Annotated in this window: 17 protein-coding genes; 4 read left to right on the forward strand and 13 right to left on the reverse strand. The window is 59.3% G+C overall.

The annotated features are described in order from the left end of the window. Positions 1-9: 9 nt before the first annotated feature. The 5 genes from HGP12_RS24965 to HGP12_RS24985 all read right to left on the reverse strand — a co-directional run bounded on the left by HGP12_RS24965 (position 10) and on the right by HGP12_RS24985 (position 4,289). Positions 10-1,392: an ATP-binding protein gene (locus HGP12_RS24965; RefSeq protein ID WP_168842469.1), complete on the reverse strand. Its 1,383-nt coding sequence runs from the start codon at positions 1,390-1,392 to the stop codon at positions 10-12. Between the two features lie 22 nt (positions 1,393-1,414). Then, entirely contained in the window at positions 1,415-2,116 is a 702-nt protein-coding gene (locus tag HGP12_RS24970) for a response regulator (protein WP_112340717.1), read from the reverse strand. A gap of 76 nt (positions 2,117-2,192) precedes the next feature. After that, on the reverse strand, positions 2,193-2,663 hold the full coding sequence (locus tag HGP12_RS24975) for a MarR family winged helix-turn-helix transcriptional regulator (RefSeq protein WP_205926624.1): 471 nt from the start codon (positions 2,661-2,663) through the stop codon (positions 2,193-2,195). Between the two features lie 474 nt (positions 2,664-3,137). After that, the gene (locus HGP12_RS24980) at positions 3,138-3,401 is read right to left on the reverse strand and encodes a hypothetical protein (protein ID WP_149634793.1); all 264 of its coding nucleotides are present in this window, start codon (positions 3,399-3,401) and stop codon (positions 3,138-3,140) included. Between the two features lie 249 nt (positions 3,402-3,650). Continuing rightward, on the reverse strand, positions 3,651-4,289 hold the full coding sequence (locus HGP12_RS24985; protein ID WP_168842467.1) for a DUF1236 domain-containing protein: 639 nt from the start codon (positions 4,287-4,289) through the stop codon (positions 3,651-3,653). Between the two features lie 249 nt (positions 4,290-4,538). Between HGP12_RS24985 and HGP12_RS24990 the strand changes: the two genes are divergently transcribed. After that, positions 4,539-5,183, forward strand: coding sequence for an MBL fold metallo-hydrolase (locus HGP12_RS24990; protein WP_168842466.1), 645 nt, complete (start codon positions 4,539-4,541; stop codon positions 5,181-5,183). Between the two features lie 81 nt (positions 5,184-5,264). On the opposite strand, the gene HGP12_RS24995 is transcribed toward HGP12_RS24990, so the two are convergent. From HGP12_RS24995 to HGP12_RS25010, 4 genes are all read right to left on the reverse strand, one after another. After that, a complete protein-coding gene (locus HGP12_RS24995; RefSeq protein ID WP_168842465.1) occupies positions 5,265-5,696 on the reverse strand; it encodes a BA14K family protein in 432 nt (143 codons plus the stop codon). A gap of 145 nt (positions 5,697-5,841) precedes the next feature. Then, positions 5,842-6,057 (reverse strand): cold-shock protein, encoded by a 216-nt coding sequence (locus tag HGP12_RS25000; protein WP_004116423.1) that lies wholly within the window; start codon positions 6,055-6,057, stop codon positions 5,842-5,844. A gap of 495 nt (positions 6,058-6,552) precedes the next feature. Further along, positions 6,553-7,443, reverse strand: coding sequence for a DMT family transporter (locus tag HGP12_RS25005; RefSeq protein WP_168842464.1), 891 nt, complete (start codon positions 7,441-7,443; stop codon positions 6,553-6,555). Positions 7,444-7,540: 97 nt separating this feature from the next. After that, positions 7,541-8,650: a PQQ-dependent sugar dehydrogenase gene (locus HGP12_RS25010; RefSeq protein WP_246703525.1), complete on the reverse strand. Its 1,110-nt coding sequence runs from the start codon at positions 8,648-8,650 to the stop codon at positions 7,541-7,543. Positions 8,651-9,221: 571 nt separating this feature from the next. Between HGP12_RS25010 and HGP12_RS25015 the strand changes: the two genes are divergently transcribed. Next, entirely contained in the window at positions 9,222-10,424 is a 1,203-nt protein-coding gene (locus HGP12_RS25015) for a pyridoxal phosphate-dependent aminotransferase (RefSeq protein WP_168842462.1), read from the forward strand. A 138-nt stretch (positions 10,425-10,562) separates the two neighbouring features. On the opposite strand, the gene HGP12_RS25020 is transcribed toward HGP12_RS25015, so the two are convergent. Then, complete coding sequence (locus HGP12_RS25020) at positions 10,563-11,660, reverse strand: calcium:proton antiporter (protein ID WP_168842461.1); 1,098 nt, start codon at positions 11,658-11,660, stop codon at positions 10,563-10,565. Positions 11,661-11,901: 241 nt separating this feature from the next. Here HGP12_RS25020 and HGP12_RS25025 point away from each other — a divergent pair, with 241 nt between their 5' ends. After that, positions 11,902-12,183, forward strand: coding sequence for a DUF2188 domain-containing protein (locus tag HGP12_RS25025; RefSeq protein ID WP_168842460.1), 282 nt, complete (start codon positions 11,902-11,904; stop codon positions 12,181-12,183). 39 nt (positions 12,184-12,222) lie between these two features. Here the strand turns inward: HGP12_RS25025 and HGP12_RS25030 are convergent, their stop codons facing one another. Further along, positions 12,223-12,801 carry a GrpB family protein gene (locus tag HGP12_RS25030; RefSeq protein ID WP_409526860.1) on the reverse strand — a complete coding sequence of 193 codons (579 nt, stop codon included), beginning with the start codon at positions 12,799-12,801 and terminating at the stop codon, positions 12,223-12,225. Beyond that, positions 12,798-13,712, reverse strand: a complete 915-nt coding sequence (locus HGP12_RS25035; protein WP_168842459.1) for a LysR family transcriptional regulator — start codon at positions 13,710-13,712, stop codon at positions 12,798-12,800. The genes HGP12_RS25030 and HGP12_RS25035 overlap by 4 nt, the downstream gene beginning before the upstream one ends. A 92-nt stretch (positions 13,713-13,804) precedes the next feature. Here HGP12_RS25035 and HGP12_RS25040 point away from each other — a divergent pair, with 92 nt between their 5' ends. Then, on the forward strand, positions 13,805-14,782 hold the full coding sequence (locus HGP12_RS25040) for an NAD-dependent epimerase/dehydratase family protein (RefSeq protein ID WP_168842458.1): 978 nt from the start codon (positions 13,805-13,807) through the stop codon (positions 14,780-14,782). Positions 14,783-14,914: 132 nt separating this feature from the next. On the opposite strand, the gene HGP12_RS25045 is transcribed toward HGP12_RS25040, so the two are convergent. Then, positions 14,915-16,027, reverse strand: coding sequence for an alkene reductase (locus tag HGP12_RS25045; RefSeq protein ID WP_168842457.1), 1,113 nt, complete (start codon positions 16,025-16,027; stop codon positions 14,915-14,917). Positions 16,028-16,045 lie beyond the last annotated feature (18 nt).

Raw genomic sequence — 16,045 nt, forward strand, 5'->3', positions numbered from 1 at the left:
TGTCTCCCCTCACGCAGGAATGCGGATGGTGGCACGCAGGCCGCCGAGCGGGCTGTCGCCGAGCGTGACGTTGCCGCCATGGCTGCGGGCTATGTCGCGCGCGATGGCAAGGCCGAGGCCCGTGCCGGATTTGTCGAGGTTGCGCGCTGTATCCAGCCGGAAGAACGGCTTGAAAACATCGTCGCGCGCTTCGACGGGGATGCCGGGTCCGTCATCATCGAAGACGATCGTCAGCCATTTGGCGCTGTGGCGGGCCTCGACGCGGAGGCTGTTGGCATAGCGGCGGGCGTTGGTGGCGAGATTGGTCACCAGCCGCGTAAAGGCATTGGGCCGGACGGAGATCTCGTCGTCGCCGTCGATCGAGAAGCTCATGGATTTGCCATGCAGCGTGAAATCCTGCCGGACCTTTTCAAGGATGTCGCTGAGCTTGAACTGGCCGACATCTTCCTCCGCTTCGCCGCGGGCGAAGGCCATATAGCCCTCGAGCATGCTCTGCATGTCCTCGACGTCCTCGCCGAGGCCGACAAGATCGGGATTGTCGCCGACAAGAGCAAGCTGAAGCTTGAAACGGGTCAGAACCGTTCGCAGGTCATGACTGACGCCGGAGAGCATCGCCGTGCGCTGCTCGATCTGCCGTTCGATACGCTCGCGCATCAGGATGAAGGCGAGGCCGGCACGGCGTATCTCGTCAGCGCCACGGGGGGAATAGTTTTCCAGCCGCTGTCCCTTGCCGAAGCTTTCCGCGGCCTGAGCCAGCGCCAGGATCGGGCGGATCTGGCCGCGCAGGAAGAGCACGGCGATGCCGATCAGCACCAGCGAGGTGCCGACCATCCACAGAATGAAGATGTGAGTGTTGGAGGCATAGGTCTGGCTGCGCTTGGCGAAGACGCGCAGCACCTTGTCGGGCAGTTTGATGCGGATCTCGACCAGGCTGGAGTTGCCGACGGTGTCGATCCAGAAGGGCAGGTTGATCTGATCGCGGATCTCATCGCTCAGAATGCCGTCGAGGATCGAAAAGAAGGGCTTCTCGCCGGGCCGCGGCAGCTCACCACCCGGCTCGATCGAAATGGCGAGGTCGAGCTTCTGACGCGCCATCTGGGTAACGGCCGAATAATCGGCATCCTGCGGATAGGTCTCGATTATCGCGATGATGGCGGCGATGTCGCGGGTGGTCGCCATCGACAGCCGCTGCGTCACCATCTGCCAGTGGCGTTCCATGAAGACGACGGTCACGACTGCCTGCAGGATGATCATCGGCAGGATGAAGATCAGCAGCGAGCGAGCATAGAGGCCGGTCGGCAGAACATACCGGCGCAGCCAGCGTGTCAGCCACCGGAGCCCGTTGGAGGGCGTGTGGTCCTGGTCGCGCCTGATCGAATCGAAAGTCACCATCACCTGGTCCCGCGAGCCGATCTCAGTCTATGCTCAGGCGGTAGCCTATGCCACGCACCGTCTGCAGCCAGATAGGGTTGGCCGGATCGTCTTCAATCTTGCGACGTAGCCTGTTGATCTGCACGTCGATGGTGCGTTCGCCCACTTCGGCATCGCTGCCGATCAGCTCATGACGCGGGATCGTCTCGCCGGCGCGCTTCGCGAAGAGCAGCATGATTTCCTGTTCGCGGTCGGTCAGGCGGATGAGTTCCGCTGCCTTCTTGAGCTCCTTGCGCGTCAGCGAAAACGTATAGGGTCCGAACATGACAAGCTCGATCTTCGGGGAGTCGGCGGGGGTATTGCGCCGAAGTATGTTGTTGATGCGCAGCACCAGCTCGCGCGGATCGAAGGGCTTCGGCAGATAGTCGTCCGCGCCGGCTTCGAGGCCCGCTATGCGGGAGTCGGCTTCGGCAAGTGCGGTCAGCATGATGATCGGAATGTTCTTGATGGCGCGCAGGCTCGATGTCAGCGTGATCCCGGATTCGCCGGGCATCATCACATCCATGATGATGAGGTCGAAATCGAGCCCTTCCAGTTTGCGGCGGGCCTCGGCACCGTCGGCGGCAGCCGTTACCCGGAAACCCTTCTCCATCAGGTAGCGGTTGAGGAGGGCGCGGATACGCGTATCGTCGTCCACGACGAGAAGATGTGCTGCATCATCCGAGATTGCTGTTTTTGTCGTCATTCGATCCGTCTCGATCCTGTCCTACCCATCGATTGCGATGAGGTATTCCGCACCGGCCCCCGCGGCCTGAATGCTGTCACTTCTCGGTCTGCATTTCCCGCAGGAAACGTTTCACACTTTCGCGTGTCGCTTCCGACGTGCCTTCGAATGCCCGTTCAATGCGGCGCGATTGCGGCTCGGCCAGCGCCAGAGCCAGATCGCGGCCGGCCCGCGTGGGGTAAAGCTTGCGCTGTCGCCGATCCTTCGGACCGGCGACCTGCCGAATATAACCCGAATCGATCAATTGTTTGAGAACCCGCGCCAAACTCTGTTTGGTGATCTGCAATGTTTCCAGAAGGTCTGCAACGGTCATGCCGGGTTCGCGGTTAACGAAATGAACGACGCGATGATGAGCACGCCCGAAGCCGCTCTTGACGAGAATCTGGTCCGGATCCGAAACGAAATCGCGGTAGGCGAAGAAAAGCAGCTCGATCACCTCGAAATCGATGCTTCCCGCATTCTGCATCGGCGTTTCCAGCAGCTCCGTCTTTGCCGCGTTCTGGCTCATCTGTCGTGGCACCCTGGCAGTTCCTTTCCAATTTTGGAGCATCCGGGAAACTTATATAAAAATATGTCAGCTTCGTTGACACATTTTTACGCCATCGACTGTTTTCGTACAATTGCCGCACGGCTCAAACGGCGTTGCCGCATCGGAAAATTACGCGAGCGGCTCCGCAAAATTCCAATATATCTCGTATTTCCCCCTGTTGCATCTCGTGGATAGAGCGCGGTGGAAACGATAATCAACCCCTGTGTGGTGGCGAAGGCAATCTTTGCAGGCCATGGCAGGAAGAGAGGCCGCATAAAAGCGATCGAATGGCAAGGCATTCGATCCGAATTCGGTAAGCGTCGGCTGCGCCGACATGGTCCATGTCATCCCATTCCGAGCTACGGATGGGCGGAGACCGGTGCCGGACGGAGCGGCGCTCGGATGCGCACAAGCCGAGCGGGTCTCTCCGCCGGCCTGTGCGATTTGATGAATTTACGACTTGCGGCCGAGAACCGCGCCAACAATGGCGGAAAGCACGCCGCCGGCAACCAGCGAGGATATGCCTTGCGCGATGAGGCCGGTAAGCGCTTCACTGCCGATCAGATTAAGGATCAGACCGCCGCCAAGGCCACCGATGGCGCCGGCGATGGTTCTTGCGACAAGATTTATCCCATCCTGCTTCAAAACGGCGCTCGCGGCGTTGCCACCGATCGCACCGGCTATCAATTGCGTGATGATAGGCCCTAGACTTTCCATGACTACCCTTCTCCTATTGCTCCGGAAGACGCTCCCGGATCCCCTCTCGTCGCGTCCCGGATTGCTACAGCAGGAAGCGGCGATAATCCCCAGTGGATATTAGGATTACATCAAGCAAGGATCGCTGCAAATAGAAGGGCAACTCAGACGGGAGAATTCTGCAATAATTTCAGGGGAAATCCGCGATATGAGCTTGCGGCCGGTCAGTCGCAAGCCAATTTCGCCATCTTGTTCGGCCTTGCGGGCGAATCAGCGGTAGACGTAGACGATGCGACGCGTTCTCGGATCGACCAGGACCGGTTGGTTGTTCACTTCGACATAACTGTACTGATAATCCGGAATGCGGTGCACTTCCACGCTTTGCGGAACCGTGGCGCCGACGACCAGGTCACCGTTCAACTGGACCGTATCGACCGGATTGTCGTCGATGTAGGTTCGGATTTCCTCAGATGGCGTGATCACGACGACATTGCCGCTGCCCTGATCGACGGCGCCGAGCAATTCGTCATTTGGACCAGGCTGCGCGGTCCGGACACTGCCGGTCCTGACGGAATCCGTCTGCTCATAGGTGATGGTGGGAATGCCGAGATCATCGCGGTGGTCCTGGACTACCACCGACGCGCCGTTCTGTTCGACGCTGAGAGACTGGGCATAGACCCAGCCTCGCATGCCGTTGACATCCACGCGGCACCAGCGGCTGCCTTCGATGCAGCCATCCAGCGTCGCCTCGGATCCGCGCGTTGCGACGCCGACGGTCGGGAATTCCGCGCCCGGGCCGGAGCGAACTTCGATGTCGGTGGCGGTGGTTGCGGACATTTCAGCCTGGGCCAGGCCCGCGCTGCCGGCAAGGATGACACCGGCCAGCAGCAAATTTCTCTTCAAGGACATTGGTTCTCTCCTTCTGGCCTCTAAAGACCTATCTCAACGCCTCGGGTGCTTCAGTGTTCCGGCTGGCCTGCTTTGATCCCGCTTCCGTTGAATGAACACGCGCCTTTAAATCTATTAATTCTTTATATTTATTCGCCATTTTGCGAGGCGAAAGCTGGCTTTGGCATCGCTTTGACGCCGGCGGGGGCTGTTTTGCCGGAGGTTTGCGGCTATATCCGCAGCAGGACGATCAAACAGACGAGGCGCTCCATGGGCATGCTCCAAGCCGGTATCATTCCGGTGACCCCTTTCGAACAGAATTGCACCATCCTGTTCGATCCGGAGACGAAGGAGGGCGTCGTGGTCGATCCGGGCGGCGATGTCGACATCATCCTGCAGACCGTGCGCGAGAACGGCATCACGTTGAAGGCGATCTGGCTGACGCACGGCCATATCGATCACGCCGGCGGCGCCGACGAGCTGCGCGAAGCGCTTGGGATCGAGGTGATCGGCCCGCATGAAGACGATCGCTTCCTGCTGGACGATATCGAGGGCAAGGGCAAGATGTTCAACATTACCGGCGTGCGCAATGTCGTGCCGGACCGCTTCCTGAAGGAGGGCGACAAGCTCTCCTTCGGTGAGCATGAGTTCGAGGTTTTCCACTGCCCAGGCCATGCCCCCGGTCATGTCATCTATTTCAACCGCAAGCAGGGCTTTGCCCATCTAGGCGACGTGCTGTTCAACGGCTCGATCGGAAGAACGGATTTGCCCGGCGGCAACCACCAGCAGCTGCTGGAATCGATCCGCGACAAGGTCTTCCCGCTTGGCGATGAGGTCGGCTTCATCTGCGGTCATGGGCCAGGCAGCCGGATCGGCGACGAGCGCCGCACCAATCCTTTCCTGCGCGGATTGTAAAAAAACGCCGCTCGAAAGCGGCGCTTTGTTGTCTCGCAATTCCAGGAAAACCGCTGCGCACTTTTCCTGGAATTGCTCCAATCAGTCGGCAGCGCAGAAGTGGCGCATGCCGTCATAGCCGACATAGGTGCCAGAGCGGCCGTCAAAGCTTCTGTAGCGGTCGTAGCAATAACGCATCCAGGCGGAGGACCACGGGCGCAGACCGGATACCGGCTGTGCATAGTAGCTCACATCCCGCTCGACATAAACGCGGCGCGGAGGCTGACGATAATAATAGGCTGGGGGAGGCGCGTCGTAATCGGGATCGACATAGGCCGGACCCGGCTCGACATAGCGCGGCTGGCTGGCGATGGCAGAACCGACGATCAGGCCGGTAGCGAGTCCGGCGGCGCCGAGCGCCCATCCATCGCGGTTGTGATGACGCCATTCATCAGCGGACGCGGCGCTCATGGAAGTTACCGTCAGTGCCGCGGCGACCGCGGACATGACGAGCGTTTTGCCGAGTATGGTCATTGGCCTATCCTCTAAGGAAACGGGATGACTGTCATTCCCGCTCTTTCATGGGGCAGACTATACGGGGCAAACTGAATGCAGACTGAATGACAAAACCCGGCATCGCTGCCGGGCCTCAACTCGAATTGAAAGCCGTTAAGGCGTCTCAGCCGGCAATCTGCAGATTGACGGCCTTCGGTCCCTTGCCGCGGCGATCCGGTTCCGTGTCGAAGCTTACCTTCTGGTTTTCCGACAATCCAGCCAGACCAGAAGCCTGAACTGCAGAAATATGTACAAAGATGTCCGCGCCACCCTTGTCCGGTTTAATGAAACCGAAGCCCTTATCGGTATTAAAAAACTTTACAGTGCCAGTCTCGGCCATGCCTCAGGTCCTTTTCTCTCTGCCCACCATCCACACGGGCAGCACTACTTCCTTACCCTTGCGGGCGCTTGCAGGCAGTTCTCGAATTTTGAAGGAAAAGGTCCCCGTAACTCGGCATGATCTCGATGCGATGTTTGCCACCCGCTTCTCGATCAGGCTGACCGGAATATTAGCGTTTCCGGCGCGCAATTCTATTAGGACTTCCCATGCTCTAAAAATGCCCGAACAGCGCTGAGAGTGCTGTGTTTATGGGAAATTGGCAAGCAAAAGTTTTCTAACGTATCGGCAGAGGCACAATAGCGTAATGCGCATGTGTTATGGCGATTCGCAAATTTTCTCGCTTCGAAACAAGTTTCTAAGGTTTTTCCATCGCTCGCGATATAGTTTTGGCGAAATTTTCCCAAATCGGCTGGTATGAACGCCCATTTTCGATTGTGCGGAAAAATTTCAGTAAAGCTTGTCAAAAGCCGCTGAAAGCACGCATTTCAGGGCTTTTTATGCCGTGGCATGGCGACGGCGGGTCAATTCCGGTACCAGTTCGACTGCAAGCATAGCGCTAAACATCAAGGCACAACCGACATAGCCGAGCGGCCCCATGGTTTCGCCCAGCAGCAAAGCACCGAGCGAAGCCCCGAACAATGCTTCCGAAGAAAGGAAGATCGCCGCCTGGGGGGCGGTCGTGTAGCGCTGGCCGATGATCTGCAGCGCGAAAGCCAGGCCGGACGAAAAGATGCCTACATAAAGGATTTCGCCAAGTGCTGCGCGGATATCGGCGATGCTGATCGGTTCGACGGCGATTGCCACGGCCAGGGCGAGAACGGCGGTGACGGCAAACTGCGTTGCGGAAATACCAAGTGGCCGGCCCGTTTCGTTGACGGCCGAGCCGGCAAGGGTAATTTGCGCCGCCCAGAAGAGCGCGCAGACGACTGTCAGGAAATCGCCTGATGTCAGGCGTGAGAATGAGCCTCCCGACAGCAGGTAGATGCCGCAGAGCGCCATCAGCGCTGCCGGCCAGATGATCCAATGCGGCGACCGGCGCAGGAAGATGACGGCAATCAGCGGCACGAAGACCACGTAGAGGCCGGTTATGAAGCTCGAATTCGTCACCGTCGTTGTCAAAAGCCCGATCTGCTGGGTCGCGGCACCCCCGAAAAGTGTGATGCCGATCAGCAGAAAGGCGAGCCAGTTGCTGCGTGTCAGGGGCTTTGCGGCCTTCCTCTTTTCCATCCAAACGAAAGGCAGGACGACCAGGGTGGCCACGGCAAATCGCAGGCCGATGAACCAGAAGGGTCCGATCGCTTTCATGGCTGTCGATTGTGCAACGAAACCGCCGCCCCAGATCGCGGCGGCAACCAACAACAACAAATTCGCCTGTATGCGAGACATCTGCATCCTGCGGAAGGGAAGGAAAGAGTGACGCGACCGTTAGCAGCTGCTTTTGCGCCGAGCAAGGCGAAAGGCGCCCGAAGCGGAGCGCTTCAGGCTAGTTTGCAGCCCTGGAAATCCGCAGGAGCGCACCATCGTCTTCATCGGTGGTGATCAGCAGTGCGCCATCGGGGGCGATCGTGATATCGCGCATGCGGCCGAATTTATCGTCGAACATGCGTTCCCGCTCGGTGATCTTGCCCTTGCCGTCCTGGCTCAGTCGTGACAGCAGCTCGAACTTCAGCGCCGTGACGAGGAAATCGCCGTTCCATTCGGGAAACATCTTGCCGCGATAGACGGCGATGGCGCCGGGCGCGATCGAAGGGTCCCAATAGAAACGAGGTTGCTCCATGCCGGCCTTCGCGGTGCCGACACCGATCTTCGTGCCGGAATAATTGACGCCGTAGGAGATGATGGGCCAGCCGTAGTTCCTGCCGGCTTCGGGCGTATTGATCTCATCGCCGCCTCTGGCGCCGTGTTCTGCCGTGTAGAGCTTGTTCGTCTCGCTGTCGAAGGTGATGCCCTGCGGATTGCGATGGCCTTTCGACCAGATTTCCGGCAGGGCACGCTTGCCGTCCTTGAACGGATTATCGGCCGGGACGCTTCCGTCGTTCTCGATATGGATGATGGAACCCGCGTCGTCCTGAAAATCCTGGGCGCGATCCTGCTGGCGGCGATCGCCGAGGCTGACGAAAAGGCTGCCGTCCCGGGCGATCGCGATGCGCGAGCCATACTGAAGATCGCCGCGCGACAGCTTGTTCATCAGGAAGATGCGTTTCACGTCGGTCAGCTGTTTTCCGTCCTGCGACAATCGGGCACGAAAGACGGCCGTGCCGCTTCCACCGTTGCCCGCCACCGAGGCGGTGAAATAGAGCGTGCGGTTGCTGGCGAATTTCGGATCGAGCGCCACGTCAAGCAGGCCGCCCTGGCCGTGCGCATAGGCTTCAGGGACGCCAGAGATCGGAGCGGAGATCTTGCCGTCGCGAACAAGCCGCATGCGACCCGGGCGTTCCGTAACGAGATAGGCTCCGTCCGGCAGGACTTCGACCGCCCAGGGATGTTCGAGCCCCGCCGCTATCGTTTCGACCTTGACGGTTACTTCTTGGGTCTTGATGGTTTGTGATGGTTCGGCGAGCGTGGCCGTGGCCGAGAGCACGGCGCTGGCCATCAAAACGATCGAAACTCCGACTCTGCCAAATCCCACTCCATCAGGGCGCATTCGTTCCAACTCCCCAATATCCTCGTTTTCGCAAGGTGGGGCCGTTCACTTAGCATTCAAGGCAGCGGTTGAACCGATAACGTCTTTGTGTTCCTGCATCTTCGGATGGCAAGTCCCTCAGTTCTCTCGATCCTGCCGGCAGGCGAGGGCTGTTTCGGATACTTGCGGCAACCGACCCTTTTCGCGAGGGGCTGATGTCGGGGAGGTATTTGTTCTTTATTGGAAATTTCTCTGTTCTTCTGAACCTGATTCAAGTGCCTCATGTATTGATTCAAGTTCGGACGGATCGCCGGTGTTCGGCGGTTTGTCGATCTGGTTCGGACAGAAGAGGCGCGTGGTCCCGTATTGCAGGCTTCCAGGCGGATAGGAAGAGCTCGCACGTTTGGCGCGGGAAGCCAGGAAATAAAGCCACTGTGACGCCTTTGCGCTTGAAACGTCCGCCCATATTCGACATAGAGCTTAGCGCAGAAAACTGGTCCGCAGGCTTTCTGCCATTTTCAACCGAATAGGACCGATCACCATGGCCTTTCTTGCCGACGCTCTTTCCCGTGTAAAGCCTTCTGCCACCATCGCCGTTTCCCAGAAAGCGCGCGAGCTGAAAGCAAAAGGACGCGACGTGATCGGTCTCGGCGCCGGTGAGCCGGATTTCGATACGCCCGATAATATCAAGACGGCCGCCATCGACGCGATCAATCGCGGCGAGACGAAGTACACGCCGGTCGCCGGCATCCCGGAACTGCGCAAGGCGATCGCCGCCAAGTTCAAGCGCGAGAACAATCTCGACTATACCTGGGAGCAGACGATCGTCGGCACCGGCGGCAAGCAGATCCTGTTCAACGCTTTCATGGCGACGCTGAACCCCGGCGACGAAGTCATCATCCCGACGCCCTATTGGGTTTCCTATCCGGAAATGGTGGCGCTTTGCGGCGGCACGCCGGTTTTCGTCGCAACGACGCAGGCCAACAGCTTCAAGCTGCAGCCGGCCGATCTGGAAGCTGCGATCACGCCGAAGACCAAGTGGTTCATGTTCAACTCGCCGTCCAATCCGTCGGGCGCCGCCTATTCGCATGCCGAACTGAAGGCGCTGACGGACGTTCTGGTCAAGCATCCGCATGTCTGGGTCCTGACCGACGACATGTACGAGCACCTGACCTATGGCGATTTCAAATTCGCCACGCCGGTCGAAGTCGAGCCGAGCCTCTATGACCGTACGCTGACGATGAACGGGGTCTCGAAGGCCTATGCCATGACCGGCTGGCGTATCGGCTATGCTGCCGGCCCGCTGCAGCTCATCAAGGCGATGGACATGATCCAGGGCCAACAGACCTCCGGCGCGACCTCCATCGCCCAGTGGGCCGCCGTCGAGGCGCTGAATGGCACGCAGGACTTCATTCCCCGCAACAAGAAGATCTTCGAAGGCCGTCGCGATCTCGTTGTATCGATGCTAAACCAGGCGAAGGGCATTTCCTGCCCGGTTCCGGAAGGTGCTTTCTACGTCTACCCGTCCTGCGCCGGCCTGATCGGCAAGACGGCTCCGACCGGCAAGGTCATCGAGACGGATGAGGACTTCGTGTCCGAGCTGCTGGAATCGGAAGGCGTGGCCGTCGTGCACGGTTCGGCCTTCGGCCTCGGCCCGAACTTCCGCATCTCCTATGCGACCTCGGAGGAGCTGCTCGAAGAAGCTTGCCGCCGCATTCAGCGCTTCTGCGCAGCCTGCAAGTAACGTTGAAGACAAACCAGATGAAAAGCCCGCCAGAGATGGCGGGCTTTTGCGTTCAGCTTGATGGTTTCGGGCTCATGAACTGCTTCAAGCGCTTCGCAATTTGAGTCCGCCGATCGGCGCAAGCCGTTGAAATCGGAATCAAAGACCAAGTGCGGTCAGCATGATGAAGGTTGCGAAGAGAATGAAATGGGTCATGCCTTCGATGGCGTTGGTTTCGCCGTCGTTGAGATTGATGGCGGCCGCGATCAGCGTGATCATCACCATGACGGTCTGCACCGGCGACATGGCCATGATAAAGGGCTGACCGGTATAGAGCGCAATCGCCTCCATGACGGGCACCGTCAAGATGACGGTCGATAGCGAGGCACCCATGGCGATATTGACCGTCGCCTGCATGCGGTTGCGCAAGGCTGCCCGCAATGCCGTCAGGATTTCCGGGGCCGCCGAGATTGCCGCGACGACGATAGCCGCGATGGCGGGCGGCGCCCCCGTGCCCTTGAGGCCGGTATCCATGAAGGCCGACATGAATTCCGCCAGCAAGCCGATCAGCACGACGCCGATCAGGATGGTGACGATGGAGGTGGTGGTGGACTCTTCATCGTGATCTTCTTCCGAGGCGGTGTGCTTCTTCTCCGTGCGCGGATAGCTATAGCTGAAGAAATAGCTGTGCTTGCCGACCTGCATGCGCAGGAACAGCGCATAGAGCGCGACCATCGCAACGATGGTGAAGGCGGAATAATAATGCCATTTCGCATCCGGAATGAATTCCGGCACGATCATCGAAATTCCCATGGCCGTCAGGATCATCACGCCATAGGTCTTGCTGGAATCGTCATTGTAGGGCTGCTCGCCATGTTTGAGGCCACCGAGAAGGGCGGCGAGGCCGAGGATACCGTTGATATCGAGCATGACAGCGGCATAGATCGTGTCGCGCACCAGCGTCGGCGAGCTTTCCCCGCTCATCATGATGGCAAGGATGATGACTTCGACAGCGACGGCCGACAAGGTCAGGATCATCGTGCCGTAGGGGTCGCCGACCTTGACGGCGAGGGTCTCGGCATGATGCGCGACACGCATGGAGGCCAGCACAATCGTTGCGATCAATGCCGCTGCTGCGATCATCGAGGCAGTTTGTCCCACTTCGAGCACGGAATGCTCGCCAACATAGGCAATGACGGCAATTGCCAATGCGACCAACAGGAATTTTTCCTGCTTGAACCACTTTGCTGTGATCACTTTCCCAACCTTTGCCCCAACCTCTGCGCCGATTCACGGTTGTACTCTAAAGCAATGATTTCGCACATCAAGCAGCCAGGCCGGGCCGAAATTTGCAGTTAACGCAGTTTAATGGAATACTGCGCGGATAGGTCTGCCCATCCAAAATGCCGCGGCATCCTCGAAACCCGTCTCAGATGCACGCGATCCCGCCGGCAACGTCCGGCTTCAAAGGTCTTGGCAGATGAGAAGGAGGGTTTGAATGGTCAAGGTCGTTTACGAAATCGTGCCGCATGACGGTGGTTGGGCTTATCGCTTCCGCGATGTTTATTCGGAGGCGTTTCCGACGCATTCCGAAGCTGTGGAGGCCGCGCGGATCGTTGCGGCTGAACAGCAGATCGGGGGCGACTCGGCTGAAATCAGCTGGCAGGATGAGAGCGGCAAGTGGCATGAGGAATATGCCGATGGCGGGGACCGTCCGGAAACGGAGGTTCTCGACGGCCAGAGGCATTTTCCGCCGGTCGATACGGCGCCTGGTGCCTAGCGCGGTTCAGTTTTCACGGAATCTCTAAACCGCTCCATCTTAGTGTTTTCTCATAATTCCGGACGGAAAAAGGCTGCGCACTTTTCCTGAAATTGCGCTAGCCTGCCGTTGGCCGACTGCTTTTTCGATGATCGCGTCGACGAAGTGACGCTTCTCGGCGGTATAGCGGTCACCATCGTGCCGGTGGGTTTGGGCGAGTTCCAGCTTTAGTTTCGCATAGGCCGCCGCTTCCGCCGGGTGCGTCCGAAGATAATCCCGAAAGATCATCCTGCGTTCATGTGTCCGGTTGTTCGGCGGGCAAAGATACACGCGCTCTGGCGGCCTGCCGTCGCGCCGCATGAATGCCCAGACTTCATCGTCATAGCGGTTGCCGCGCGGTTCGTAGCCTTGGTCCAGAAGAATCCGCGTCGCGGCAGGAATGTCGGCGGATCCACGCAGGGTAATGTCGATATCGATAAGCGGTTTTGCCGCGAGGCCGGGAATGGATGTGCTGCCGATATGCTCGATCGTCACGACGTGGGGCGCCAACAATTGTTCGAGCTTTTCGCGAATGCGTTCGTAGTCTTCCGGCCATCGTCGGTCGTATGGCACTAACTCCACCGCTGTTCCCATGGTCAAGATCCGTTCTCCGCGCTGTTTTCCTTGATGTAATCAAGCAAACCCGTCACCAGCGCGTCGAATGTCACGCGGCAGCGTGGCGATGTTTTCAGGTTTTCGTGCATGACGATCCAGGTGTCGATCTGCACCTCGATCTTGGGTAACAGCTGCACGAGGTTTGGATCGCGGCTTGCCAAGGGGATTTGAAGGAAGCCAATGCCGATGCCGGCACGCAGCGCATTGTGAAGCGCGATACTGTGATCGGAGCGAAAACTGAAGGTGGCGCCTTCGAGCATCGGATAACGCTTCTGCATCATGCGTATATAGGCAGTCTGGCGATCGAAGCCGATGAGTCTGTGCTGATGCAATTCTTCGATCGTTGTCGGTTTGCCGTGCCGCTCGATATAGCTGCGGTGAGCGAAGAGACCGAGTGAGATGATGCCGATATGCCGCGCGAGCAATGCTCCTTGCGCCGGCGCGACCATGCGCACGGCGATATCGGCCTCGCGCTGCAGCAGATCTTCCACCGTATCGGAGGCCGAAAGCTCCACGATCAGATCGGAGTATCGTGCCTGCAGCTTGGCAAGGATCGGTGGCAGGACTTCCGCGCCGATGACCTCGCTCGCACTGATCCGCACCGTGCCGCTGATCTTGTCCTTCGAGCCGGACGCTGCCCGCAACAGAGCTGAGGTCGTGCTCGCCAAAGTCTCTGCATAAGGCTTCAGAACGAGGGCGGCGTCGGTCGGCAGCAGACCCTGCTGTGACCGCGTGAACAATTCCGCTCCGACCCATTGTTCCAGCGCGTCGACATGACGGCCGACCGTCGGCTGCGTCAGGCCGAGTTCGCGCGCGGCAGCCGACAGTGAGCCATGCTCCAGCACGGCGAGAAAGGTGCGATAGAAATCCCAGCTTGGCTCAGATAATGGCGTCATACATTTATGTATATCATCTGCAGATTTTTCGGCAATTTCGTTTATCGGTAACTAGAAGCATAGTCAGCCCATCGAAACCGATGGAGATGACCATGAACAACCAGAGAGAAAATACCAGGACAGCCTTGATACTCGGCGCCACCGGCGGCATTGGCGGCGCCGTCTCTGAGGGGCTCGCCGCGCGTGGCTGGCGCATTCGGGCGCTGAACCGCAATGCAGCCGAGGCATCCCGCCGCCAGCCGGAGTTCGACTGGATTCAGGGCGACGCGATGCAGGCCGAAGATGTCCTGAAGGCTGCGCAGGGCGCCGTTGTCATCGTGCATGCGGTCAACCCGCCCGGTTACCGCAATTGGGGCAAGGTCGTCCTGCCGATGCTGGATAATACCATTGCAGCGGCCAAGGCAGTCGGCGCGCGGATCGTGCTGCCGGGGACCGTCTATAATTTCGGTCCCGATGTCTTCCCTGATGTCAGCGAGGATAGCGCGCAGCGGCCGAAGACCCGCAAGGGTGCCATTCGCGTTCAGATGGAGCGGCGGTTGAGAGCGGCCGCGGAGCAGGACGGCACCCCGGTCATCATCGTCCGGGCCGGTGATTTCTTCGGCGGAGCGCGAGCCAACAGCTGGTTCTCGCAGGCGATGGTGACACCGGGCAAGCCGATCAGCTCGATGACCTACCCGGGCAAACGCGGTGTCGGTCATCAATGGGCCTATCTGCCTGATGTCGCCGAGACCATGATCCGGCTGATCGAGAAGGGCGACGAGCTGCCGGTCTTCGCCGTCTATCATATGCGGGGACATTGGGACGGGGACGGTACACAGATGGTGGATGCCGTACAGCGTGCGCTCGGCAGCAAGGTGAAGGTAAAGGCATTTCCCTGGTGGATCGTGCCGCTGGCGGCTCCGTTCGTCCCATTCATGCGGGAGCTGCGCGAAATGAGCTATCTCTGGGACGTGCCGCTGCAGATGCGCAACGACAAGCTGCTGGCCGCGCTCGGCGAAGAACCGCATACGCCGATCGATGCGGCTGTCCAGGCAAGCCTGGCGTCCATCGGTTGCCTGCAGGGCACATGAGCGCCGTTTTCAGGCGCAATACCCTGCTTAATCCGGCTATTTCGGTCCATTTCAAAGCTCAGATAATGAAACACCCTCGCAACATCCGTTGCGAGGGTGCTCTGTTGATATGAGGAGCCTTCAGAGGCCGCTTCAAGCCGCCTCGTCCAGAGCCGGATAGTCGTCGTAACCCTTGGCGCCGCCGCCATAGAGCGTTGCCTGGTCCCATTGCGCCAGCGGCGCATTTTGCTTCAGGCGCCGAACGAGATCCGGGTTGGAGATGAACGGCTTGCCAAAGGCGACGACATCGGCCTTGCCGCTATCGACGGCTTCGATAGCCATCTCGCGGGTATAGGCATTGTTGACCATCCAGCCGGCCTTGCCGCCTGCGGCCTTATAGGCTGCATGCAGAGCATCGTAATCGAAGGGCAGGAAGTCGCGCTTGCCGCCGGTCTGGCCTTCGACGACATGGATGTAGGCGAGGCCGTACTTCGCCAGGCCCTCAACGACATAGGTGAAGAGCTGCTGCGGGGCCGGATCGCTGGCATCGCCCGATGGCGTGACCGGCGAAATACGGATTGCCGTGCGGCCCGCACCGACTTCCTTGGTGACGGCATCGACCACTTCGAACAGGAAGCGGGCGCGGTTCTCGATCGAGCCGCCATACTGGTCGGTGCGGTCGTTGACGTCGCCGCGCAGGAACTGGTCGATCAGATAGCCGTTGGCGCCATGGATCTCGACACCGTCGAAACCGGCATCGATCGCGGCGCGGGCGGCCTTGCGATAATCTTCAACGATGCCGGGGATTTCCGAGGTTTCGAGCGCACGCGGTTCGGAAACGTCTGCAAAGCCGCCGGTGCCGTCGCTGTTGACCAGATAGGTCTTCGAATTTTCAGCGCGCCTGGAGGTAGAGGAGACCGGCTTGCCGCCGTCCGGCTGCAAAGTCGTGTGGGAGATACGGCCGACATGCCACATCTGCACGACGATCTTGCCGCCATTGGCATGCACGGCATCCGTCACTTTCTTCCAGCCGTCGAGCGCTTCCTTGCTATAGAGGCCGGGAACGTTGGCATAGCCCTGACCCTGATGGGTAATCGCCGTTGCTTCGGTGATGATCAGGCCAGCGGTGGCGCGCTGGGCATAATATTTGACGTTCAGCTCGTTCGGCACGGCATTCGGCGAGCGATTGCGCGTCAGAGGCGCCATGACGATGCCGTTGGCGATGGAGATGTCGCCAAGCTTCGTTGGTTCGAACAATTTGGTCATGGGTAATCCTTTCTATGA

This window comes from Rhizobium sp. P28RR-XV, assembly GCF_012641385.1.
GTDB lineage: Bacteria > Pseudomonadota > Alphaproteobacteria > Rhizobiales > Rhizobiaceae > Rhizobium.